At 69.5% G+C, this 22,756-nt stretch carries 19 protein-coding genes; 7 read left to right on the top strand and 12 right to left on the bottom strand.

Annotated elements, in window-relative coordinates; all coding sequences use genetic code 11:
- The 3 genes from IPV10_RS14560 to IPV10_RS14550 form a co-directional block, all read right to left on the bottom strand.
- The coding region (locus tag IPV10_RS14560) for an ATP-dependent helicase (protein ID WP_207484992.1) at window positions 1–2,137 on the bottom strand (2,137 nt) is incomplete at its 3' end.
- A gap of 84 nt (window positions 2,138–2,221) precedes the next feature.
- On the bottom strand, window positions 2,222–3,247 hold the full coding sequence (locus IPV10_RS14555) for an ABC transporter permease (protein ID WP_207484990.1): 1,026 nt from the start codon (window positions 3,245–3,247) through the stop codon (window positions 2,222–2,224).
- Window positions 3,244–4,296: an ABC transporter ATP-binding protein gene (locus IPV10_RS14550; protein ID WP_207484989.1), complete on the bottom strand. Its 1,053-nt coding sequence runs from the start codon at window positions 4,294–4,296 to the stop codon at window positions 3,244–3,246. The genes IPV10_RS14555 and IPV10_RS14550 overlap by 4 nt, the downstream gene beginning before the upstream one ends.
- A 100-nt stretch (window positions 4,297–4,396) precedes the next feature.
- Between IPV10_RS14550 and IPV10_RS14545 the strand changes: the two genes are divergently transcribed.
- Both IPV10_RS14545 and IPV10_RS14540 read left to right on the top strand, forming a co-directional pair.
- Window positions 4,397–4,795 (top strand): YccF domain-containing protein, encoded by a 399-nt coding sequence (locus IPV10_RS14545; protein WP_207484987.1) that lies wholly within the window; start codon window positions 4,397–4,399, stop codon window positions 4,793–4,795.
- Between the two features lie 59 nt (window positions 4,796–4,854).
- Complete coding sequence (locus IPV10_RS14540; RefSeq protein WP_207484985.1) at window positions 4,855–5,316, top strand: hemerythrin domain-containing protein; 462 nt, start codon at window positions 4,855–4,857, stop codon at window positions 5,314–5,316.
- Between the two features lie 338 nt (window positions 5,317–5,654).
- On the opposite strand, the gene IPV10_RS14535 is transcribed toward IPV10_RS14540, so the two are convergent.
- Window positions 5,655–6,641 carry a glycerophosphodiester phosphodiesterase family protein gene (locus IPV10_RS14535; protein WP_207484983.1) on the bottom strand — a complete coding sequence of 329 codons (987 nt, stop codon included), beginning with the start codon at window positions 6,639–6,641 and terminating at the stop codon, window positions 5,655–5,657.
- 87 nt (window positions 6,642–6,728) lie between these two features.
- Here IPV10_RS14535 and IPV10_RS14530 point away from each other — a divergent pair, with 87 nt between their 5' ends.
- Window positions 6,729–7,649 (top strand): Bax inhibitor-1/YccA family protein, encoded by a 921-nt coding sequence (locus IPV10_RS14530; protein WP_207484981.1) that lies wholly within the window; start codon window positions 6,729–6,731, stop codon window positions 7,647–7,649.
- 160 nt (window positions 7,650–7,809) lie between these two features.
- On the top strand, window positions 7,810–8,082 hold the full coding sequence (locus IPV10_RS14525; protein WP_207484979.1) for a GlsB/YeaQ/YmgE family stress response membrane protein: 273 nt from the start codon (window positions 7,810–7,812) through the stop codon (window positions 8,080–8,082).
- Window positions 8,083–8,189: 107 nt separating this feature from the next.
- On the opposite strand, the gene IPV10_RS14520 is transcribed toward IPV10_RS14525, so the two are convergent.
- The 4 genes from IPV10_RS14520 to IPV10_RS14505 form a co-directional block, all read right to left on the bottom strand.
- Complete coding sequence (locus tag IPV10_RS14520; RefSeq protein WP_207484977.1) at window positions 8,190–9,482, bottom strand: RNA polymerase sigma factor; 1,293 nt, start codon at window positions 9,480–9,482, stop codon at window positions 8,190–8,192.
- 1 nt (window position 9,483) lies between these two features.
- Window positions 9,484–9,909 carry a YciI family protein gene (locus tag IPV10_RS14515; protein WP_207484975.1) on the bottom strand — a complete coding sequence of 142 codons (426 nt, stop codon included), beginning with the start codon at window positions 9,907–9,909 and terminating at the stop codon, window positions 9,484–9,486.
- A 173-nt stretch (window positions 9,910–10,082) separates the two neighbouring features.
- On the bottom strand, window positions 10,083–11,669 hold the full coding sequence (gene guaA / locus IPV10_RS14510) for a glutamine-hydrolyzing GMP synthase (protein WP_207484973.1): 1,587 nt from the start codon (window positions 11,667–11,669) through the stop codon (window positions 10,083–10,085).
- Window positions 11,666–12,160 carry a DUF3817 domain-containing protein gene (locus tag IPV10_RS14505; RefSeq protein ID WP_207484972.1) on the bottom strand — a complete coding sequence of 165 codons (495 nt, stop codon included), beginning with the start codon at window positions 12,158–12,160 and terminating at the stop codon, window positions 11,666–11,668. The genes guaA and IPV10_RS14505 overlap by 4 nt, the downstream gene beginning before the upstream one ends.
- Window positions 12,161–12,248: 88 nt before the next feature.
- On the opposite strand from IPV10_RS14505, the gene IPV10_RS14500 reads away from it, so the two are divergent.
- Together IPV10_RS14500 and IPV10_RS14495 are read left to right on the top strand one after the other, a co-directional pair.
- Complete coding sequence (locus IPV10_RS14500) at window positions 12,249–12,527, top strand: type II toxin-antitoxin system Phd/YefM family antitoxin (RefSeq protein ID WP_207484970.1); 279 nt, start codon at window positions 12,249–12,251, stop codon at window positions 12,525–12,527.
- A complete protein-coding gene (locus IPV10_RS14495) occupies window positions 12,524–12,919 on the top strand; it encodes a type II toxin-antitoxin system VapC family toxin (protein ID WP_207484969.1) in 396 nt (131 codons plus the stop codon). Before IPV10_RS14500 ends, IPV10_RS14495 begins: the two co-directional genes overlap by 4 nt.
- Before the next feature lie 79 nt (window positions 12,920–12,998).
- On the opposite strand, the gene IPV10_RS14490 is transcribed toward IPV10_RS14495, so the two are convergent.
- The 3 genes from IPV10_RS14490 to IPV10_RS14480 all read right to left on the bottom strand — a co-directional run bounded on the left by IPV10_RS14490 (window position 12,999) and on the right by IPV10_RS14480 (window position 19,797).
- The gene (locus IPV10_RS14490; RefSeq protein ID WP_307861147.1) at window positions 12,999–17,543 is read right to left on the bottom strand and encodes an ExeM/NucH family extracellular endonuclease; all 4,545 of its coding nucleotides are present in this window, start codon (window positions 17,541–17,543) and stop codon (window positions 12,999–13,001) included.
- 320 nt (window positions 17,544–17,863) lie between these two features.
- The gene (locus tag IPV10_RS14485; protein ID WP_207485000.1) at window positions 17,864–18,622 is read right to left on the bottom strand and encodes an SURF1 family cytochrome oxidase biogenesis protein; all 759 of its coding nucleotides are present in this window, start codon (window positions 18,620–18,622) and stop codon (window positions 17,864–17,866) included.
- 59 nt (window positions 18,623–18,681) lie between these two features.
- The gene (locus IPV10_RS14480; RefSeq protein ID WP_207484998.1) at window positions 18,682–19,797 is read right to left on the bottom strand and encodes a GuaB3 family IMP dehydrogenase-related protein; all 1,116 of its coding nucleotides are present in this window, start codon (window positions 19,795–19,797) and stop codon (window positions 18,682–18,684) included.
- Between the two features lie 74 nt (window positions 19,798–19,871).
- Between IPV10_RS14480 and IPV10_RS14475 the strand changes: the two genes are divergently transcribed.
- Window positions 19,872–20,957 (top strand): FAD-dependent oxidoreductase, encoded by a 1,086-nt coding sequence (locus tag IPV10_RS14475; RefSeq protein WP_207484965.1) that lies wholly within the window; start codon window positions 19,872–19,874, stop codon window positions 20,955–20,957.
- A gap of 55 nt (window positions 20,958–21,012) precedes the next feature.
- Here IPV10_RS14475 and IPV10_RS14470 read toward each other — a convergent pair whose 3' ends face one another.
- Window positions 21,013–22,701, bottom strand: coding sequence for an ABC-F family ATP-binding cassette domain-containing protein (locus IPV10_RS14470; protein WP_207484963.1), 1,689 nt, complete (start codon window positions 22,699–22,701; stop codon window positions 21,013–21,015).
- Window positions 22,702–22,756: the final 55 nt, after the last annotated feature.

The raw sequence follows: 22,756 nt of genomic DNA, 5'->3' as shown, positions 1-22,756 counted from the left end.
GCATCCCGCCGCGCGAGTTGACGTCGCCGGGCGACTGCCGCCAGTCGATGAGACCGGCCGGGATCTCCTGCAGGAAGCGGCTCGGCATCGCGACGGACACCTCGCCGAACTGCGCCCTGGTCATCGCGAGCGAGAGGTGCAGGCGCTTGCGCGCCCGGGTGATGCCGACGTAGAACAGCCGGCGCTCCTCCTGCGGTCCCCCGGGCTCCCCCGCCGAGATGCGGTGCGGGATGAGGTCCTCCTCGACGCCCGTCACGAACACCGCGTCGTACTCGAGGCCTTTGGCGGTGTGCATCGTCATCAGCGACACCGAGCCGGACTCGTCGTCGAGGTCGTCGGCGTCGGAGACGAGCGCGACCTCGGTCAGGAAGTCGACGATCGTGCCGTCGGGGTTGTTCCGGGCGAAGTCGCGAGCGACCGCGACGAACTCGTCGAGGTTCTCGACCCGCGCCTCGTCCTGCGGGTCGCGGCTGGCGCGCAGTGCGTCGAGGTAACCGCTCTTCGACAGCAGCACGCTGAGGCCGTCGGCGACGGTGGTGGGTGCGGGGACCTCACCGGAGGCGGGCAGCATGATCTCGGTCGCCTCGGCGAGCACGGCGTCGAGCTGGGCGATGGCCGCCTGGATCTTCGGGCCGAAGCCGAGTTGCGACGGCACCGACAGCGCCTGCCGGAACGTGATCCCGTTCTCCTCGGCGAAGCGCGCGATGGCCGTCTCGGTGACGTCGCCGATGCCGCGTCGCGGCTTGTTCAGGACACGCCGCACGGCCATCTCGTCGGCGGGGTTCGCGACCGCGACGAGGTAGGCCAGCGCGTCCTTGATCTCGGCGCGTTCGTAGAACTTGGTGCCGCCCATGATCTTGTAGGGCACAGCCGAGCGGATGAAGATCTCCTCGAGCGCGCGCGACTGCGAGTTGGTGCGGTAGAAGACGGCCATCTCGGAGTACGGCATGCCCGCACGGCGGAGCGCCTCGACCTCATCGGCGACGAACTGCGCCTCGTCGTGCTGCGAGTAGCCGGTGAAGCCGACGATCTGGTCGCCGTCGCCCTTGTCGCTCCAGAGCTTCTTGTCCTTGCGGTCGAAGTTGTTGCCGATCACGGCGTTCGCGGCGGAGAGGATGTTCTGCGTCGACCGGTAGTTCTGCTCGAGCAGCACGACCTTCGCGCCGGGGAAGTCGCGCTCGAACTCGCTGATGTTGCGGATGTCCGCGCCGCGGAAGGCATAGATCGACTGGTCCGAGTCGCCGACGACGGTGAGGGAGGCCGCAGGAAGCTGGGTCCCTGAGCCTGTCGAAGGGTCGGGTTCGAAGATCATCATGCCGTTCGAGGCATACGGGTCGGGAGCGTCGCTCGCGACCGGCCTGGTGAGCTCGTGGATCAGCGCATACTGGGCGTGGTTCGTGTCCTGATACTCGTCGACGAGGACGTGCCGGAAGCGGCGCCGGTAGGTGTTCGCGACCTCGGGGAACGCTCGGAAGAGATAGACCGTCTGGCCGATGAGGTCATCGAAGTCGAACGCATTCGCCTTCTGCAGCCGGCGCTGATAGTCGGCGAACAGTTCGACGAAGATGCGCTCCGCAGGATCGGACATGTTCGCCTGGCGGGCGTAGGCCTCGGCATCCGACAGCTCGTTCTTGAGCTTCGAGATGCGCGACTGGACGGATGCCGGGGTCAGCCCGTACGCGTCGGCCTCGTGCTCCTTGACCAGGCGCTTGATCAGCGCCCTGGAATCGCCGGAGTCGTATATCGTGAAGGACTTCGTGAAGCCGAACTGCTCGGCCTCGCGGCGGAGGATGCGCACGCACGCCGAGTGGAACGTGGAGATCCACATGCCGCGGGCGGCGTCGCCGACGATCGCCTCGACCCGCTCGCGCATCTCGCCTGCGGCCTTGTTCGTGAAGGTGATGGCGAGGATCTGGCTCGGCCAGGCCTCGCGGGAGCGCAGCAGGGAGGCGATCCGGCGCGTGAGCACGCTCGTCTTCCCGGAGCCTGCACCCGCGACGATGAGCAGCGCGGGGCCGCGATGGGTGACGGCGTCGAGCTGCTGCGGGTTCAGCCCGGCGAGGAGGTCGTCCTGCCCCTGAGGCCCGGTGGAGCGGGGGCCGACGGATCCGGGGACGATGAGGGGAGCTTCGGTCATGGCCTTACGAGTCTAGGCGGCGCCACGGACACCGCGGACTGCCGCCGCCGGCCGCAGCCGGCGAACGCGTGCCCCGTGACCCGCTCAGGCGATGCGGGTTCCCGGTGGCAGCCGCTTCGCGGGCGTGCGCGTCCGCGACCATGCGCCGGCGAACAGTCCTCCGGCGATCAGGATCTGCACTCCGAGGCCGACGAACCAGCTCGGAACGGATGATTCGATGACCTCCTTCGCCGTCGGGTACGGGTTCTCCATGGAGGACGTCTCGCACGGGTCCCATGTCTGCACGACGGGAGGCTGCTGCGCGCTGCGCACGCCGTATTTGATCTGGCCGAACATGTCGACCGGATACCCCTCGGGCGAGAACTCGGTGGGGGTCGCGTCCGCCAGCACCACGAACGGGTTCGCGGCGAGCACCCACCAGACGAGGTCGAAGCGGGGCAGGTCCTGGGTGTACGTCTCCCAGCGGTCGCAGTCCGGCTGTCCGTTCGAGTCGTATGAACGCTCGTAGTAGGTGGTCTCGGTGCGCACGGCCATGCCGCCGAGGCCGAAGGCGATGAGCGTGCCGATCGCGAGCCCGGCGATCACCAGGTAGGTCGACGCGACCGAGAACAGGGGCCGGGCGATCAATCCGCTCAGGCCCACCCCGATCGCCGCGACGATGATGATCTCGACGGCGAGCACGAGCAGCGCCACCGCGAGGACGAGCGGGCTGGCGCCTCCCCCGAGGAGGGACACGGCCATGAACGGCAGTGCGACCGCGAGGAACGCGCCGCCGGTTGCGACGGCGGCGGCCAGCTTGCCGAGCATGATGTCGCCCGTCGACGCTGCGGTGACCTGGACCGCGGCGAGCGTCGCGGCCTCGCGGTCGCCGTTGATGGCGTTGCCGCTGAGCGTGGGCGAGACGAGCACGACCAGCAGAAGCACCATGTTCACGACGATCGAGAACACGCCGGCGCCGACGAACTCACCCCAGGAGTAGACCGCGAACGAGAGTACGGTGACGCCGAGCAGCACCAGGGCGAAGACGCCGAGGAGGATGTACCAGCCGACGCTGCGCAGGCGCTGCGTCAGTTCGAGGCGGGCGATGATCCCGATGTTGGTGATGCTCATGCTCCGGCCTCCGGTCCGGTCGGCGATCCGGCAGGCGGTGCGGCCGGCGGCGCAGTCGGCGGCGCAGTCGGGGCGGATGCCGTGGGCAGACCGCTCGGCGCGGCATCCGGCGCTCCCTGCGACACGGATGCCGGCGGATGCAGGTTGAGGAAGGTGTGCTCCAGGCCGCTCTGCGCCGGAGCGAACTCCGAGATCCGCAGGCCCGCGCCCACGAGCGCGTGCAGTCCGAGCGCCGCGGCGTCTTCGGACTCGAACCCGACGAGCAGCGTGCCGCGGTCGGCGACCACCGACTCGGCGGCGATGCCGAGGGTCGACGCCACCTGCCAGGAGTCGGCGCTCTGCCGCGCAGCATCCGCTCCGATCAGGCGTATCCGCCACACCCGGATGCCGCCCTGAGCCGGTGCCGCATCGACGACTGAGCCCGCGACCAGGAACACGGAGTCGTCGACGACCTCCTCCAGCTCGGAGAGGATGTGGCTGGAGATCAGGATCGTGCGGCCATCGGCGGCGAGCCGGCGCAGCAGGACCCGCAGTTGGATGCGCGCCTCCGGATCGAGGCCCGAAGCAGGCTCGTCGAGCAGCAGCACCTGCGGGTCGTGCACGAGCGCCCGCGCGAGCCCGAGCTTCTGCTTCTGCCCGCGGGAGAGGACCTTCGCAGGCGAGTCGGCGAGTGGGGTCAGACCGACCAGCTCGAGGAGCTCCTGGGCGCGGGCGGCTGCCTGCGCCGGGCGGATGCCGTAGAGCCGGGCCGTCGTCCTGATCGTCTCTCTGGCGGTGAGCGACGGCCACGCGCCGAGAGTGTCCGGCATCCATCCGAGCAGTCTTCTGGCGGCGAGCGGGTCGGCGGACGGGTCCACTCCGCCGATGCGGATCGAGCCGGCGTCCGGGGCGAGCAGGGAGGCGAGCATCAGCAGCAGCGTGGTCTTGCCCGCACCGTTCGGCCCGACGAGTCCGGTGACCCGGCCGGGCTCCGCGCGGAGTGTCGCCGCGCGCACCGCCTGGACGCTCCCGAAGGACCTGCTGACACCGTCGACGACTATTCCGGTCATGCGGTCAGTCTGGCATCACGCCCTGCGTTTCCCGCGCAGGGCGAGGCCGATGCTCAGCGAACACGCAGTCGCCCAGGAGAGAGGTGCGAGAATCGATCCCGTGCGCACGATCCTCAACATCATCTGGCTGATCTTCGCCGGTCTCGGACTGTTCCTCGGCTACATGCTGGCCGGCATCCTGCTGTGCATCCCGATCGTCACCATTCCCTGGGCGATCGCGTCGTTCCGGATCGCCCGATACGCGATCTGGCCGTTCGGCAACGAGATCGTGAGCAAGCCCACCGCGGGCGTCGGCTCGTTCCTCGGGAATGTGCTGTGGGTGGTCCTCGCCGGCTGGTGGCTGGCGATCGGCCACATCGTGTCGGGCATCGCACTGTGCGTCACGATCATCGGCATCCCGATGGGGATCGCCGATTTCAAGATGGTGCCGGTGTCGCTGATGCCTCTGGGCAAGGAGATCGTGTCCACGCGCAAGGGCGCCTTCGACCGCACGCTCTGAGGCGGTCACGCTCTGAGGCGGCCCGCTCCGCCCCGTGGCGCGCGCCTAGACTGGCGCGGATGGATGCCGACCGCCTGATCGCGTGGGACCGCGAGCTGCGCACCGCTCACACCACGCTGCGTGCCGCGCTCGAGGCGACCAGGAGCGCGCTCTCCGCGGGCGACGAGACGCCGGATTCCGCGCGCGAGCTGACGCTGTTCTGCATCGGGTTCTGCTCGGCTCTGGACGGCCACCACCGCAGCGAGGACCGCTCGCTGTTCCCGGCGCTGCGGGCGGAGCATCCGGAGCTCGGCGGCGTGATCGACAAGCTCATGCAGGATCACTCGATGCTCTCGCATCTGCTCAGCAGCCTGCGTCATGCGGTCGAGAGCGGCGAGAGCGCGGACTCGATCGAGCGCCACCTCGACGGCGTCGGCGCGATCATGGAGTCGCACTTCCGGTTCGAGGAGCGCGAGATCCTCGAACCGCTGCGCACCCTGACCGTCGATGGCACGGTGCAGGACGTCCTCGGCCCGCTCTGAGTCCCGTGGCTTCCTGAACCCTGCGGGGGTTGCGTCCCGTGCGGTCTGAGTCCTGCGCCGCTCTGCGCGCCGTGCGGCGCGGACGGGTTCCCGGTTGCAGAGTGCGCGTTCCGATTCGACTCCGGGTGCAGTTCGTGCCGCCCGAGCGCCCACGCCCCGACTCCGGGTGCAGTTCGTGCCGCCCGATCCCGCGCCGAGCGGCACGAACTGCACCCGGATAGAAGCGGGCACGGGAGGGAGCGGCACAAACTGCGCCCGGAATCACGCGTGCGGACGGGAGCGAGGCCGGAGACGCGACCGGACGCGGGGCCGGCGAGCGTCAGCCGCGGCGCCGCGACTCAGCCGCGGAAGAAGCTCACGCCGAGGTCCGGATGATCGACGAACACGCCATCGACGCCGGTGCGGGCGATCACGCCCCACTCGGCCTCGTAGTCGCCGTAGGCGCTGCGTCCGCCTGCCCCGCGGAACTCCGCCGCGAGGAAGGCGTTCTCGGGACGCGCGGTCCAGGTGAAGACCTTCAGCCCCCGCGCGTGCGCGTCGGCGACGATCGTGCTGCCCTTGGCGAGCAGCATCCGCTTGTTGACGCTGACGCCGTCGACCTTGCCGACCAGCCCGTCGAGGCCCGCGGGTGCGACCGTGGCCTTGTACGTCAGCGCCTGCTTGCCCTGCGCGACGAGGAGGTCGTACGGCCTGCCTGAGGCCTCGATGAGATAGACGTAGGACGCCGCGATCCCCCGCTGCTTCAGCTGCCCGAGGATCGTCGATTCGAAGCACTCGATGATCAGCGGCAGCTCGCCGTCGGCCCAGCCGGACGCACGCAGATCCCGCTCGATCAGCGGGGCGAGGTCGAGTCCGATGCTCGCGAAGTACGTCGCGTGCTTGATCTCGAGCACCACCCCGATCTCACGTCCGTGCTCGGCGGAGCCCGCGCGCACGATGTCGAGCACGTCGATGAGGCGCAGGATCGCCTGCGACCCGTCGAAGGTCGCGCTCGACAGCCGCACCTCGGGCAGCCGCTCGCGACCGCGCAGCGTCGAAAGCTCCGCCCAGGTGAAGTCCTCGGTGAACCAGCCGGTCAGCGCCTGGCCGTCGACGCGCTTGGTCGTCTTCCGGTCGGCGAACTCGGGATGCTCGGCCACATCGGTCGTGCCGGAGATCTCGTTCTCGTGCCTGACGACCAGCACGCCGTCCTTCGTGGCGACCACGTCGGGTTCCACGGCGTCGACGCCCATCGCGAGGGCGAGCTCATAGGAGGAGCGGCTGTGCTCCGGACGATAGCCGGGCGCACCGCGATGCCCGATGACGAGCGGGGATTTCCTGGGCACGCTCACAGCGTAGAACACGCCGCTGAACGCACCGCGCGGGTATCGTTGAGGAAAGAGACCTACGCACACTTCGGAGTGAGGCCCACCATGAGCAATTTCGCATTCAACAATCCGGCGTTCCAGCAGCAGGATCCGCGTAACGTCGCGACCTACCCTGGCGGACCGCAGGCCGGTCAGGGTGCGCAGACCGCGTCCTTCCAGCACGCCGGAATGGATGCCGCCGCCAACGCGCAGATGGAGGGCATGTACACCGCCCCCGCCGCCGGCGCCATCGAGACCGACCGGATGTCGGTCGAGGACACGGTGTGGAAGACGGCAGGGCTGTTCGGCATCCTTCTCGTCACAGCCGCAGTCGGCTGGGTCTGGACGCTCGGCGGCGTCTCGGCCGAGGTCGACCCCTACCGCGGTGGCGTGAGCATGATGCCGTGGATCATCGGCGCACTGGGCGGCTTCGTCCTCGCGATGATCATCTCGTTCACCTCCCGCAAGAAGGTGCGCCCGGCGCTGATCTTCGCCTACGCGGGCTTCGAGGGTCTTTTCGTCGGCGGCATCTCGGCGTTCTTCGAGGTCATCTGGCCCGGAATCGTGTTCCAGGCCACGCTGGCGACCGTCTCGGTCGTCGCCGTGACCCTGGCGCTCTTCGCGAACGGCAAGATCCGCGCCTCGAAGAAGGCGACCAAGATCTTCATGATCGCGATGGTCGGCTACATGGTCTTCTCGCTGCTGAACCTCGTCCTGATGTGGACGGGCGTCCTCCCGCAGGAGCAGGCATTCGGTCTGATGAGCGCCGAGATCATGGGCATCCCGCTCGGCCTGATCATCGGCGTCCTCGTCGTCATCATGGCCGCGTACTCCCTGGTGCTCGACTTCGACCAGATCCAGCAGGGCGTGCGCAACGGCGCTCCCCGCAAGTACGGCTGGCTCGGCGCCTTCGGCATCATGGTCACGGTCGTCTGGCTGTACGTCGAGATCCTTCGGATCATCGCGATCGTGCGCGGAAACGACTGATCAGAACCGAAAAGAGGCCCGTCTCCCCTGGGGAGGCGGGCCTCTTTCGCATATCGGGACGGTCCAGCGCAAGGGGGTCGCGCCGAAGGACGGAAACGTCCAGAATGAGTGTCACGAAGCCCCGGGTACCCCCGGGGCTCCCGAAATAAAGGAGCTGACCATGAGTTTCCTCGCCTTCATCCTTCTCGGCCTCATCGCAGGTGCCATCGCCAAGCTCATCCTCCCCGGACGTCAGGGCGGCGGATGGATCGTGACACTGCTTCTCGGAGTCGTCGGAGCCCTTCTCGGCGGATGGCTGGGTTCGGTGCTCTTCGGTGCCAGCCTCGAGGAGTTCTGGAGCCTGCAGACGTGGCTTCTCGCGATCGGCGGATCCATCGTCGTGCTGCTGATCTACGGCCTGATCGTCGGCCGCGGCGACCGGGTGCGCGACTGACCGCTCCCCGCTGATCGGTCCTGCTCCCGCGGTGACCTCACACTTCCGTCCCCTTCGGCGCCCTCCGGTTCCGAAGGGGGCGGGCCCTTTTGGTTCAGGCGCGTCCCTCAGCGCCCGGCGGCCTTCGCCTCGAGGATCGCGCGTTCCCGGTCGTTCCCTGCAAGCGCTGCTGCGGTGGCGAACTCGCTGCGCGCCTCCTCCGCGCGTCCGAGACGCAGCAGCATCTCGCCCCTGGTCGCCGGCAGCAGGTGGTAGCCGCGGAGCGCCCCTGACGCCGACAGGCGGTCGATGATGAGGAGAGCGGATGCCGGGCCCGTCGCCATCGCGACGGCGGCCGCCCTGTTGAGCTCCACCACCGGTGACGGCGCGATGCGTCCGAGCGCCTCGTAGAGGAGCACGATGCGCTCCCAGTCCGTCTCCTCCACGGATGCTGCGACCGCATGGCATTCGGCGATCGCCGCCTGAAGCCCGTATGCCCCGCGGCCGGTGCCGAGAGCGTCCGCTGTGGCGAGTGCGGCCCGGCCCCGGGCGATGCGCCCGCGGTCCCAGAGCCGGCGGTCCTGGTCGGCGAGCAGCACCGGCTCCCCGTTCGCGTCCACTCGCGCGGCGAAGCGTGCCGCGGTGAGCTCCATCAGCGCGAGCAGGCTGTGCACGTCGCGCTCGCGCGGCATGAGCGCGGCCAGCACGCGCGTCAGCCGGATCGCCTCCGCGCTGAGCTCGGGCCGCATCCAGTCCGGCCCGCTGCTGGCCGCATGTCCCTCGTTGAAGATCAGGTACAGCACGCCGAGGATCGCGCCCAGCCGCTCCCCATGCTCCTCGCGCGGCGGCATCTCGAACGGGACGTTCGCCGCAGCCAGCGTCTTCTTGGCGCGCACGATGCGCTGCTGCACCGTGGCTGTCGGCACGAGGAACGCGCGTGCGATCTCCTCGCTGCCGAGACCCCCGACGACACGGAGCGTCAGCGCCACCTGAGCCTCCCGGGAGAGCACCGGGTGGCAGGAGATGAAGATCAGCCGCAGGACGTCGTCGTCGACGGCATCCGGGTCCCAGGGCAGCGCGTCGGCCGCCTCGTCCTGCTCGCGCTCGAGGTCGTGCGCGAGCACGGCGATCCGGTCGTCCAGACGCTCGCGGCGCCGCCAGCCGTCGATCGCCTTGCGCTTCGCGACCGCAGTGAGCCAGGCGGCGCCGTTGCGCGGCACGCCCTCGACCGGCCACTGCTTCAGCGCGTCCAGCAGCGCCTCCTGCGCGAGGTCCTCCGCAAGGCTGAAGTCGCCGACCATCCGGGTCAGGGTGGCGACGATCTTCGCGGATTCGATGCGCCACACGGCCGCGACGGCGCGCTCCGCTGCTCCTGGTCCGGGGGCGCAGCGCGCCGTCTCGCTGCGGTGGATCTCGCTCATCTCACTGCTGGGCGCGCTGCGCCTGCTCCTCGCGCCACGCGGCTTCCTTCTCGATCCACTCGTTGTCGGCGGGGAAGTCCTCTGCGCCGGTCACGCGGCGGACCTCGAGGAACGACCCCGGTCCGAACGGTGCGCGACTCGCCCACTCTGCCGCCTCCTCGCGGGAGGAGACCTCGATGATCCAGAACCCGTTGAACAGCTCCTTGGTCTCTCCGTAGGGGCCGTCGGTGATCAGGGGCCGCTCGGCGCTGAAGTCGACGACGAAGCCCTCGGCGGCGTCGGTCAGGCCCTCGCCCGCGATCAGCACGCCCGCCTTCATCATCGCCTCGTTGTACTTGCCCATGGCCTCGATGACCTGCTCGAACGGCATCTGCTTGTAGGCGTGGACGGCGTCGTCGGTCGCGCGCATGATGAGCATGAACTTCATGATGTTCTCCTTGTGGTTCGGGCCGTGTCTCGACCCTCTCACTGAAGACGTCGAACGGAAAGAGCGCCGATCGACATCGGCGGGAAACTCTCCCGGAATCCGTCTGCGCCCGCCGGATACACGAAGAGAGCACCGGATGCTGCATCCGGTGCTCTCTCACTGGCTCGCGGGGATCACTCCCACTCGATGGTCCCCGGCGGCTTGGAGGTCACGTCGAGGACGACGCGGTTGACGTCGCGCACCCCGTTCGTGATGCGGTTCGAGATCTTCGCCAGTACGTCGTACGGGAGGCGGGTCCAGTCGGCGGTCATCGCGTCCTCGCTGGAGACCGGACGCAGCACGATCGGGTGCCCGTAGGTGCGGCCGTCGCCCTGGACGCCGACCGAGCGGACGTCGGCGAGAAGGACGACAGGGCACTGCCAGATCTCCTGGTCGAGTCCCGCCTTCGTCAGTTCCTCGCGGGCGATGGCGTCGGCCTCACGCAGAATCTCGAGACGGTCAGCGGTGACCTCACCGATGATCCGGATGCCGAGACCGGGCCCCGGAAACGGCTGACGTCCCACGATCGCCTCGGGGATGCCGAGTTCGCGGCCGATCGCGCGGACCTCGTCCTTGAACAGGGCGCGCAGCGGCTCGATGAGCTCGAAGTCGAGGTCGTCGGGGAGTCCGCCGACGTTGTGGTGCGACTTGATGTTCGCGGTGCCCGTGCCGCCGCCGGATTCGACGACGTCGGGGTAGAGCGTGCCCTGCACGAGGAACTTGACCGGGGCGCCACCCGAGGCCTTGGCCTCGGCGACCAGATCGAGCTGCACCTTCTCGAATGCGCGGATGAACTCGCGGCCGATGATCTTGCGCTTCTCCTCGGGGTCGGTGACGCCCTTGAGGTGCCCGAGGAACGTGTCGGCCGCGTCGACCGTGATGAGGCGGACGCCGGTGGACTCGACGTAGTCCTTCTCGACCTGCTCGCGCTCGCCCTTGCGGAGGAGGCCGTGGTCGACGAAGACGGCGGTCAGCTGATCGCCGATGGCCTTGTGCACGAGAGCCGTCGAGACCGCGGAGTCGACTCCGCCGGAGAGGGCGGAGATGACACGGGCGTCGCCGACCTGCTCGCGGATGCGCTCGATCTGCTCGGCGATCACGCTGCCGCTGTTCCAGTCGGCTGCGAGGCCTGCGCCCTTGTGCAGGAAGTTCTCGAGGACCTGCTGGCCGTGGTCGGAGTGCTTGACCTCGGGATGCCACTGCACGCCGTAGAAGCCGCGCTCCTCGTTCGCGAAGGCCGCGACCTTGGTGGCACTGGTGGTGGCGAGCACCTCGAAGCCCTCCGGCGCCTTGGCGACCTGGTCGCCATGGCTCATCCAGACGTTCTGCTCGGCCGGCTGCCCGCCGAGCAGCGTGCCGCCGTCACCCGAGACGACGGCATCCGTCGCCCCGTACTCGCGGAGACCGGTGTTGGCGACCTCGCCGCCGAGGGTCTGCGCCATGTACTGGAAGCCGTAGCAGATGCCGAGGGTCGGCACGCCGAGGTCGAAGACGGCCGGATCCAGCTTCGGCGCGCCGTCCTCGTACACCGAGGAGGGGCCGCCGGAGAGGATGATCGCGACCGGGTTCTTCGCGGCGATCTCCGCCGCGGTGGCCGTGTGCGGCACGATCTCGCTGTACACGCCGGCTTCGCGGACGCGGCGGGCGATCAGCTGCGCGTACTGCGCGCCGAAGTCGACGACGAGCGCGGGGCGCTGCTGGGTCTCTGAGTTCTCGGTCACCGGACACCTTCCATTGAAATCTGGGGCCCCTGGGTCGCTGAGCCTGTCGAAGCGTCGGCGGCCTCACGGGTGGCGAGGTAGGCCTTCACGTCGCGGGCGACGATGGCCTCCATGATGAAGGACAGCAGCGGGATGACGCCGCCGAGTGCGAGCAGGATGAAGCGCAGGAACGGCCAGCGCATCAGGCTCCACATCCGGAAGCACGCGAAGAGGTACACGACGTAGAACCAGCCGTGTGCGACGAGGATCGCGAGCGACAGGTTGAACCCGTCGCCGGTGGATTCGAGGCCTTCGGGACCCTCCACGACGGGGGCGAGCCACAGCGGGCCGCCGCTTCCGCCCGCGAAGAGCTCGAGGTGGATCGGCGTGTACTTGAGCACCATCTCCGCGACCAGGAGGAGCAGCATGACTCCGGTGATGATCGACGCGATCTGGTAGAACCTCAGCGCACCGCGGATCGCCGGAAAGCTGGCGACTTTCGGTTCGGGCATGGGGTCCAGTCTAGTCGCCGGAAACCTGTCGATTTCGACCGCTAATCTGGTCTGGTTCACTTGACCAGACCAGGGTATCCTTGCTTGCATGACTACGACTGTGAATGTGCAGGAGGCGAAGACCCGCCTCTCCGAGCTCCTGCGTCGCGTGGAGGCCGGGGAGGAGATCGTGATCGCGCGTTCCGGCACTCCGATCGCGACGATCCACGCCGCAGTTCCGGCGAAGCGGGACCTCAGCTCGCCGCTGCTGCCCGAGATCCCGCCGATCGCCGCAGACGCGCTGTTCGAGGAGCTGCCCGAGGATGAGCTACGGGATTGGGAGAACGGCCGGCCCGGCGACCCGCTCCTCCACGAAGGACGCTCGTGACTGCCTGTCTTCTCGACACTCACGTCGTCCTGTGGCTCGCAACCGACCCGGACCGCGTGCCGGCTTCGGTTCGGAAAGCGATCACGGACGCAGATGCGGTCTTCGTCTCAGCGGCGAGCTCCTACGAGATCGCACAGAAGGCGAGGCTGGGAAGGCTGCCCCACGGCGCACGGGTACTCACCCGCTGGAGCCACCTCCTCGAAGCGCTGTTCGCCTCGGAACTGGCGTTGACCGGGACGCACATGCGGGCAGCGGGCGCACTCGCGTGGGAGCATCGCGATCCGTTCGATCGGATGCTCGTCGCGCAGGCTCAGGCGGACGGGCTGATCCTCGTGACCGCGGATGAGCGTATCCGCGCCTACCCCGAGGTCACCTGCGCGGACTGGGAGTGACGACCGGACGCCCATTGCACGACGAAGGCCGCCGGGATCACTCCCGGCGGCCTCCTCTTTGTTCAGTCGAGGAACAGGGTCAGAACCATCCGGTGATGAGATCCCAGATCCAGTCGACGACCCCCTTCGCGTTGCCGCGCTTGACGATGACGGAGGCGGTCGCCTCGTCGCCGTCGGCCTGCGACACCGCGACGGTGTACTCGCCCAGCTTCGCGCCCTTCGGCACGACCACGGACTCGGTGAAGGAGCCGTCGTCGCCGACCACGATGGTGCCGAGCGAGACCGGCCCGCCCTTGCCCCCGCGGAGCTCGACGGTGACCGTCTCACCTGCTGCGTAGTCCATGCCGGTGATGGTGAGCGTTTTGCCCGCGAGCACCGTCGACGACTCCAGCGTGATGCTGCCCGCGAACTCGGCCTCGCCGGCGATCGTGAACGGCACCTGCACCGTGGTCCCGGTGCCGGCGACCGCGACGGTGAGCATCTGCTCGCCGAAGACGCCGTCGGGAACCGTGATCGTCAGGCTCGCACGCCCGACCTCGTCCGTCGTCTCCACGACGGCCGGGTCGATCACTCCGCTCGCGAGAACCGTGTCGCCCAGCGAGAGCGTCACCTCGCCGGGGGCCGCCTCGCCGCCGCTGAAGGCCAGCGACGAGAGCGCGAACGTCACCTGGTCGCCGGCGCTGTAGCCGTCGGCATCCGGGGCGCTGACCGACACGCCCACCGCGCGCTGGGCGAGGTCGGGGGTGGCGGTCTTGTTCGCGTCGAACCAGTCGACCATCGACTGCAGGTCGATCTTGCCGGTGTCGCGCTTGTCCGTGCCCGCCTTGAAGGCGAAGAAGTTGTCTCCGCCCGCTGCGAGGAACGAGTTCGCCGCGACCGTGTAGCTCACCGCCGGGTCGATCGCCACGCCGTCGAGCGTGATCGACGTGATCCGGGAGCCCTGCGCCGCGGTCGGGTCATAGGTGTACACCAGACCCTTCGAGACGCCGAGCTTCAGGAACGGACGGGCCGCTCCCGCCGGCTGCCACTGCTCCTCGAGCACGCCCTTCAGCTGCTCGCCGGTGAGGGTGAGCGTGACGAGCGTATTGGCGAACGGCTGCACCGTCGCCGCCTCGCGGTAGGTGACGTTGCCGGCAGGGTCGGATGCACCGGACGACGCGTGCGTGAGGTTGGCACGGATGCCTCCCGGGTTCATCAGCGCGATCTGCGCGCCGGTGGACCACTTCTGCACGTCGGCGATGAAGTTGCCGATGGTGGACTCGCCACCGCGGTTGTCGGTCTTGCCGTCGCTCTGGCGCGCCTTGTTGAAGTCGGCGGTGATGTCGCCGACCTTCACGGCACCGAGAACGTCGGCATCCAGCTTCGCCTTCGCGACGATGTCGGCGACCTCCTGCACGGCCGGATACTGCGGCACCCAGACCTTGTCGACGAGCGTCGCCAGCGGCTTGATCTCGTTGGTGATCGAGATCAGGTCCTTCGTCTTCGCGTCGACCTGGATGTTCATCAGGCCGAGGTTCTCGCCGTACTGGCCGGCAGAGACGACCGGACGGCCGTCGATGACGTGGTTGTACGCCAGGTGGGTGTGCGCGGAGACGATGGCGTCGACATCCTGGTCGACCCCGTAGACGATCTCGCCCAGCGGGGACTCAGGGGTGATGCTCGTCAGCTCGGACGTCGACGCCCCCTCGTGCACGAGGAGGATGATGACATCCGCCTCGCCGTTGGCGGCGTCGCCGTCGCGCAGGTCGTCGGCCACGGCGTTCACCGAGTCGGCGATGCTGCGCACCTCGAGATCGGCGATGCCGTCGGGCGACACGAGCGAGTCGAGGTCCTCGGTGACAGCACCGACGAAGCCGACCTTCACGCCGTCGAGCTCCTTCACCCAGGCCGGCGCGAGCGCGGGCTCACCCGTCTCGGTGACGAACACGTTCGACGAGATGTACTCCCAGTCGGCCCGCTCCTGCACGCGGTCGCGCAGATCGGCCCAGCCCTGGTCGAACTCGTGGTTGCCCGCGGCGCTCACGTCGAGACCGGCGGCGTTCAGCGCGTCGATCGTGGGGTTGTCGTCGTTGATGAACGACGTGAACGTCGACGCGCCGATCAGGTCGCCGGCTGCGGCGAAGATCGTGTTCGGGTTCGCGTCGCGGAACTGCTGGACCGCGCCCGCCATGACGGCGGCACCGGCGGCGGCGCCGTCGGCCTCGATGCGACCGTGGAAGTCGTTCATCGTGATGACGTCGATGCTCACCGGCGGGATCGCCGAGGAGACGCCGACGACGATCGGGTCGTGGTCGCTCGAGCGGAACGGCGTACCGGCCTCGGTGGCGCCGAACGCGTAGCCGCGGTCGCTCCACTCCGGCGAGTTGATGCCCCACACGCCCGCACCCGTGATCGACGCGGCCAGCGACGGCGACGCGATCACGTGGTCGAGCGAGCCGAGCTCGCCGTCGAACGTGTACGTGTACTGGCCCGCTGCCTTCGCGGCGACCAGGTCGGTCCATCCGTTCGAGGTGAAGACGTTGATCGGATCTTCCTGGCTGTAGGCGTTGAAGTCGCCGATCAGCAGCATGTCCGCGCTGCCCGAGGCCTGCTCGAGCGTGGCGGTGAACGTCAGCAGCGACTCAGCCTGCTTGACGCGGTCGGCGTTGAAGAAGCCCTGGCCGTCGGCCGGCTCCGTGCCGCCGCCCGAGGGCGCCGACTTCGACTTGAAGTGGTTCGAGACGACGGTGACGACGCGTCCGTCGATGTCGAACGCCTGCGCGATCGGCTCACGGGCGTTGCCCCACACGGTCTCATCCGTGACGGTCATGCTGTCGCCCACGCGGGAGACGTCCGCCTTCCGGTAGATGATCGCGTTGGTGATGAAGTCGGTGGTGGTGGCGTCGTTCAGCGCGGCGGGAGTCGGAACGTACGCCCAGACCTCGCTGCCCGCGGCCTCATTGAGGCCTGCGACCAGGTCGGCCAGGGCCGAGTCGATCGTGCCGCCCAGCTTCACCGAGTTCTCGATCTCCATGAGCGAGACGATCTCGGCATCCAGCCCGTTGATCGCCGCGACGATCTTCGACTTCTGGATCGCGAACTGCTCGGCAGTCGATGCGCCGCGTGCGTCGGGGTTCTGGCTCTTCAGCGTCGTGAAGTAGTTGTAGACGTTGAACGAGGCGACCTGGACGTCACCGCCCACCGCCGGTGCGGTCTCGCTGCGCGGGTTGGTCGCCGCGAACCCGACCTTGAGGTCGGCAGGCGACGCGTCATCGATCGGCGTGACCGGCTGCAGGCGCCAGTCGTTGAAGCCCCACTGCAGCACGTAGCCGTTGTCGCCGAAGTCGACGGTGTCGCCGCCGCGGACGACGACGTCCTTCGTGAAGTACGGCTGCTGGCCCGGGTGGCCGCTGTTGGAGACCTGGATGGACCAGCCGTCGTCGAGCAGGATGCGGTTGGCGCGGTTCGCGGCGGCGATCGCCGTCGCCTCGTCGCCGGGGCGCACACGCTCGGTGCTCTTCACGTTCAGCTCGGCGCCGGCGTTGAGCCACAGCGTGCCGAAGTTGAAGAGCTGGTGGCTGGAGGCCAGGCGGTAGGTGCCGGCCGGTGCCACGTACATGTTCTCGTACTGCTCGCGGTCGGCGCCGAGCACGGTGTCGGCCAGCGGGGTCGCCGCCGGGACGCCGGCGGCGGCCTGCTTGACCGTGATGTCGGCGAGCGCGGCCGGGTTCACCTGCGTCTGGCCGAAGTACTCGCTGACGGCACCGGTGACGGAGACGAGGTCTCCGATCGCGAGCGTCGGAGCGAGCGCGTTCAGGTACACGAAGACGCCGTCGGATGCGCCGGGCGTGGCATCCGCCTCACCGCCGGATCCCTGCGTCTGGATGACGACGCCCTTGTAGCCGCCGGTGCGGAAGTCGGCGGTGACGACGCCCTCGACCGTGACGGTCTGCCCGCTCAGCGGCGAGACGTCCGTCGTGCCCTGCACCTCGGCGATCGAGGCTGCAACCGGGTCGGTGCCGGGGTCGGTACCGCCGTCTGCGCCCGAAGCCTGCGGGGTGATCGTGGCGGACAGCGTGAAGTCGGCGCCGTTGTCGTCGCTGTCGGCACCGGCCGTGCGGTTCAGCGACTTCACGTCGGTGTTGCCGGCCGGAGGCGTCGCGGCCTTGGTCTCGAAGGTGTTCGACGTGCCGTAGCCGAGCAGGTCGACCACGCCGTCCACGCCGACGACCGACCCTGGTGCCAGCGTCACCGCCGAGGTGCCGTCGACGAGCGCGATCGTGCCGCCGGCGCCGCCCGGGTTGAGCCCGCTGACGACATCCGCGGCCGGAAGGTCGGCGCCGTTCGTGCCGTTGCTGCCGCCCTGCACGAGGTAGTAGCCGCCTGCCGGGATCTCTCCCTTGAGGGTTGCGAGGCCCTGGAAGGCCGAGGTGCCGGTCGCCGAGCGGTACTGCAGCGACATGCCGTCGAGGGTGATCGGCGAAGCCGTCGGGTTGTACAGCTCGACGAACTTGTTCTTGAACGCGGCGCCGGCGCTTCCTCCGGAGAGGTAGGCCTCGTTGATCACCACCCCCGTTCCGGTGGTGTCGGCGAACGCCGGCGCGGCGGCCAGCGAGCCGAGGCTCAGGGCTGCCACACAGGTCACGGCGAGAGCGCCTACGCGCCCCCGATTCCGGTGTGCGGACGGTGCGAGGCCCTTTCGGGCGTCGTCGTCAGGGGCGAACATCATTCGGGCGGTCTCCTCGGCATTGCGGACGAACGACGGACTCTCGTGGAGCCTCGTCGCGGCGTGAACCGGGCTCCCAGCGCACGCACATGATTGGGAGCATACGGAGCGGCTCGGACATCCTCAACGGTGTTTGCCGTTTCGTCACCGAGCGCTCATCGGATCGCACAATCTGTTCAGAGGGACCACACAAACGGCCGCTCAGGTGCGCAAACGGAGGTGCGCACGTGCGCAGATGGTCAGGCGGATGCCGCTCCGGAGGCGTCTTCGATGTCCTCGACCTCGCGCTCCCACTGATCCTTCGCGAGGCGGTACCAGAGGTAGAACGCGAAGCCCGCGAAGATCGCCCACTCCGCCGCATAGAAGATGTTGAGCCAGTTCACCGGCGACTGCTCCTCGGGCGCCGGCGAGGAGATGTCGGCGAGGCCGGCCGCGGCTGTCGCGGAGGCGAGATAGGGGCGGTACACGTCTAGCTGCTCTGCGTCGTGCCAGCGGCTGAGGAGCGCCGCGGGCGACATCCGGTCGATCCGGTCGGGGTCGCTCCGCGGCGGCACCGAGGGGCCCTCGTCGGAGATGATCCGCCCCGTGACCGCGACCTCTGTGCCGTCGGCATCCGCGTCCAGCGCCTCGGCGGCGTCGTCCGCCGCCTCCCGGTCGGCGGTCCAGCCGATCGCGACCGCGATCGACGTGCGCTCCGCGACCCGCAGCTGCCCCGTGACCCAGTACCCCTCGACGTCGTCGTTGAACCGGCCGGACACGACGATGAAATCGCCCGGCACCCAGGAGCCGGACGTCTCGACGCGCTGTCCGACGAGAGGCTCGGGAAGGTACTCCCCCGGTTCCACGACCTCGCCGAGCGGACGCACCTGCTCGGTGGCTCCCGCGGGCGGCGGGTCGGTCTCGATGGCGCGCGCGAGCTGCCACTGTCCGAGCCAGGCGAACACGCCGGCGACGACGAGGCACAGCAGCAGCATCGCGATCCATCGACCGCGGAGCATCACCTCACGGAGGGTCGGCGGGAACAGCGCAGGGGTCGTCACGGTCTGGCGCAGGACCCTCAGGCCTCGTAGGGGGCGAGGACGACCTCGACCCGCTGGAATTCCTTGAGGTCCGAGTAGCCGGTGGTCGCCATGGACTTGCGCAGGGCGCCGATCAGGTTCGCGGTGCCGTCGGCGATCGGCGCGGGGCCGTAGAGGATCTCCTCGAGGGTGCCGATGCCGCCGACCTGCACGCGGCGGCCGCGCGGAAGCTTCGGGTGATGCGCCTCGGGGCCCCAGTGGAAGCCACGGCCCGGTGCGTCGGTGGCGCGGGCGAGCGCGACGCCGAGCATCACGGCATCCGCGCCCATGGCGAGCGCCTTGACGATGTCGCCGGACGTGCCGACGCCGCCGTCGGCGATGACGTGCACGTAGCGGCCGCCGGACTCGTCGAGGTAGTCGCGGCGTGCGGCAGCGACGTCCGAGACGGCAGTGGCCATCGGAGCATGGATGCCGAGGGTGGCGCGCGTCGTGGACGCGGCTCCCCCGCCGAAGCCGACGAGGACGCCGGCGGCCCCGGTGCGCATCAGGTGCAGCGCCGCGGTGTAGGTCGCTGCGCCCCCGACGATCACGGGGACGTCGAGGTCGTAGATGAACTTCTTCAGGTTCAGCGGCTGGTCGACGCTCGAGACGTGCTCGGCGGAGACGGTCGTGCCGCGGATGACGAACAGGTCGACGCCGGCGGCGGCGACGATGTCGTAGAACTCCTGGGTGCGCTGCGGGGTCAGGGAGCCTGCGACGGTGACGCCTGCTTCGCGGACCTCGGCGAGGCGGCGCTTGATGAGCTCGGGCTTGATCGGCTCGGAGTACAGCTGCTGCATCCGCACGGTGGCTTCGTCGTCGCCGAGTCCGGCGATCTCCGCGAGCAGCGGCTCGGGGTTCTCGTAGCGGGTCCAGAGACCCTCCAGGTCGAGGACGCCGAGTCCGCCGAGCTGACCGAGCATGATGGCCGTCTGCGGGCTCACGACGGAGTCCATCGGCGCGCCGAGCACCGGGATCTCGAAGCCGAAGGCGTCGATCGTCCACGCGGTCGACACATCCTCCGGGTTCCGCGTGCGCCGCGAGGGCACCACCGCGATGTCGTCGAACGTGTACGCGCGTCGCGCACGCTTTCCTCGGCCGAGCTCGATCTCCATGGTCACCCGACCAGACTACCCGGGACGCGGGGTGGCCTGCGGCTGGGAGACTGGAGGCGACACCGGGAGGGCTCATGAAGACGGATGCCGCGGAGATCGTCGTCGTGGGCGGCGGCATCATGGGCCTGGCGACCGCGTGGGAGCTCACCCGCCGCGGGCATCGCACGGTCGTGCTCGAGCGCTTCGCCCGGGGACACCGCGAAGGCGCGTCGCACGGCGCCACCCGGAACTTCAACAACGCCTACGTTGACGACCACTACCTCGACCTGCTCCAGCGCTCCCGCGAGGGATGGGAGGCACTGGGCGAGGTCGACGGGGAGCCATTGCTGCGGCTGCACGGGCTGGTCACGCACGGCTCGGCCGACCTGGTCGCGATCGAGCGGCGGCTGACCGAACGCGGCATCCATGCCGAGATGCTGTCCGGCACCGAGGCCGCGACCCGATGGCCGGGCATGCGGTTCGACGGGGACGTGCTGTTCTCGCGCGACGCCGGCGTCGCCAGGGCATCCGCCGCCCTCGAGGAGCTCGAGCGGCGGATCGCCGGCGCGGGCGGCGACGTGCGGTGGGAGACGCCGGTGCTCGGGATCGAGGAGACGGATGCCGGGGTGTCGCTGCAACTCGCCGGCGGATCGCTGCACGCGGATGCCGTCGTCGTCACCGTCGGCGCCTGGACATCGCGGATGCTGCCGATGCTGCCGATGCCGCGACTGGAGGTGACCGAGGAGACACCGGCGCACTTCACGCCGCTCTCCGCCGCAGTGCCATGGCCGTCCTTCAACCACTACGTCGACCCGGCGGCGTATCCGGCCACCGTGTACGGCATGCCGACACCCGGCGAGGGCGTGAAGGTCGGCTTCCACAGAGTGGGCGACGAGGTCGATCCGGACGCGCGCCCGCATCGGACCACCCATGCGGAGGCTCTCGCCGAGTACGTGCGGGAGTGGATGCCGGGGCTCGACCCGGCATCCGCAGTGCCGATCAGCTGCACCTACACGTCGACGGACGACGGCGACTTCGTGCTCGATCGTCGTGGCCGGATCGTGGTGGGTGCCGGGTTCTCGGGGCACGGCTTCAAGTTCGCCCCGGGCGTCGGTGCGGTGCTCGCGGACCTCGTGCTCGACCCCGCCGCCCGCGCGGCGGAGCCGCTCCGGCTGCCCTGAGCGCCCGGCACGCTCTCGCGCCACCGCAACCAGGTGCGCGCCGTCGCGGTTCCGGTCAGCGCGTCCGGGTCACCCGCTTCTCGTCCCACACCGGGGTGTCCGACTCGTAGACCTCGCCGTCGGCGCCGAACACCAGGAATCTGTCGAACGACCGCGCGAACCAGCGGTCGTGCGTGACAGCCAGCACTGTTCCCTCGAACCGCCGGAGGGCGTCTTCGAGGGCCTCGGCGGACTCGATGTCGAGGTTGTCGGTCGGCTCGTCGAGCAGCAGCAGCGTGGCTCCGGACAGCTCGAGCAGGAGCACCTGGAAACGCGCCTGCTGCCCGCCGGAGAGCGAGTCGAAGGTCTGCTGCGCCTGCCGCACCAGTCCGTACCGGTCGAGCGCGGAGCTCGCGGCATCCCTCGGCATCCCGGCGCGACGTTCGTCGCCCCTGTGCAGGATCTCGAGCAGCGTGCGTCCGGCGAACTCCGGATGCGCGTGGGTCTGCGCGAACAGGCCTGGCACGACGCGCGCGCCGAGCACGGCACGTCCGCTGTGGGCGACCGCGGTGAGCTGCTCGCCCGTCGAGGTGACGTGTCCGAGCGTCGGGTCGGGGTCGCTCCCGCCCCGCGCGAGCAGCCGCAGGAAGTGCGACTTCCCCGATCCGTTCGAGCCGAGCACCGCCACGCGGTCGCCGTACCAGACCTCCGCGTCGAACGGCCTCATCAGCCCTGCCAGCTCCAGCTCAGCCGCGACCACGGCGCGCTTGCCCGTGCGCGCGCCGCGCAGCCGCATGTCGAACTCCTGTGCGGGCGGGCGCTCCTCCGGCGGGCCTGCCTCCTCGAACTTCCGCAGCCGCGTCTGCGCCGCCTGATACCGCGACGCGAACCCGTCGTTCGCGGATGCCTTCACCTTGAGGTTCGCCACCAGTATCCGCAGCTTCTCGTGCTGCTCGTCCCAGCGTCTGCGGAGCTCGTCGAGCCGGTCCATCCGGTCGACCCTCGCCTGGTGATACGTCGCGAACCCGCCGCCGTGCACCCATGCCGACGATCCTGCACCGCCGGGTTCGAGCGTGATCAGACGATCAGCGGCGCGGGCCAGCAGCTCGCGGTCGTGCGAGACGAGCAGCACCGTCTTCGCCGTCTGCCGCAGCTGCTCCTCCAGCCACCGCTTGCCCGGCACATCGAGGTAGTTGTCCGGTTCGTCGAGCAGCAGCACCTCGTCCGGCCCGCGCAGCAGCGCCTCCAGTGCGAGCCGCTTCTGCTCGCCGCCGGACAGCGTGGTGAGCTCGCGGAACCGGGCACGCTCGTACGGGACGCCGAGAGCTGCGACCGTGCACTGATCCCACACCGTCTCGTGCTCGTAGCCGCCGGCATCCGCGTACTCGGCGAGCGCCGAGGCGTACGCCATCTGGGTGTCGGTCTCGTCGCGCTCGATGAGCGCGTCCTCCGTCGCCTCGAGCGCCTCGGCCGCCGTGCGGATGCGGCGGGGCGCGACCCGGACGAGCAGCTCGTGCACCGTCTGACCCGCCTCGCCGTGCCCGACGAACTGGTCCATGACGCCCAGCCCGCCGTCGATCGTGACCACGCCGCCGTCGGGTGCGAGGTCGCCGCGGATGATCCTCAGCAGCGTCGTCTTGCCTGCGCCGTTCGGCCCGATCAGGGCGCTCGCCGAGCCTGCGCCGACCCGGAACGCCACCTCATCGAGAAGCGGTCTGCCGTCCGGCAGTGTCAGCGAGACGCTGGAAACGTCGATGTACCCCACGAGCGTGGCCGTCCTTCCGCCCGCTTGAGCGAGCCGACCAGGCTATCAGTGCTCA

Source organism: Microbacterium sp. SD291 (genome assembly GCF_017355365.1).
Lineage (GTDB): Bacteria > Actinomycetota > Actinomycetes > Actinomycetales > Microbacteriaceae > Microbacterium.
Note: the sequence above shows the minus strand (reverse complement) of the source record. Positions and strands in the feature narration are given on the sequence as shown.

Coding starts and splice junctions, on each gene's coding strand:
- IPV10_RS14555 (WP_207484990.1), bottom strand. CDS start 3,247: ATGAGCATCACCAACATCGGGATCATCGCCCGCCTCGAACTGACGCAG.
- IPV10_RS14550 (WP_207484989.1), bottom strand. CDS start 4,296: ATGACCGGAATAGTCGTCGACGGTGTCAGCAGGTCCTTCGGGAGCGTC.
- IPV10_RS14540 (WP_207484985.1), top strand. CDS start 4,855: ATGGATGCCGACCGCCTGATCGCGTGGGACCGCGAGCTGCGCACCGCT.
- IPV10_RS14530 (WP_207484981.1), top strand. CDS start 6,729: ATGAGCAATTTCGCATTCAACAATCCGGCGTTCCAGCAGCAGGATCCG.
- IPV10_RS14525 (WP_207484979.1), top strand. CDS start 7,810: ATGAGTTTCCTCGCCTTCATCCTTCTCGGCCTCATCGCAGGTGCCATC.
- IPV10_RS14520 (WP_207484977.1), bottom strand. CDS start 9,482: ATGAGCGAGATCCACCGCAGCGAGACGGCGCGCTGCGCCCCCGGACCA.
- IPV10_RS14515 (WP_207484975.1), bottom strand. CDS start 9,909: ATGAAGTTCATGCTCATCATGCGCGCGACCGACGACGCCGTCCACGCC.
- IPV10_RS14505 (WP_207484972.1), bottom strand. CDS start 12,160: ATGCCCGAACCGAAAGTCGCCAGCTTTCCGGCGATCCGCGGTGCGCTG.
- IPV10_RS14500 (WP_207484970.1), top strand. CDS start 12,249: ATGACTACGACTGTGAATGTGCAGGAGGCGAAGACCCGCCTCTCCGAG.
- IPV10_RS14485 (WP_207485000.1), bottom strand. CDS start 18,622: ATGCTCCGCGGTCGATGGATCGCGATGCTGCTGCTGTGCCTCGTCGTC.
- IPV10_RS14480 (WP_207484998.1), bottom strand. CDS start 19,797: ATGGAGATCGAGCTCGGCCGAGGAAAGCGTGCGCGACGCGCGTACACG.
- IPV10_RS14475 (WP_207484965.1), top strand. CDS start 19,872: ATGAAGACGGATGCCGCGGAGATCGTCGTCGTGGGCGGCGGCATCATG.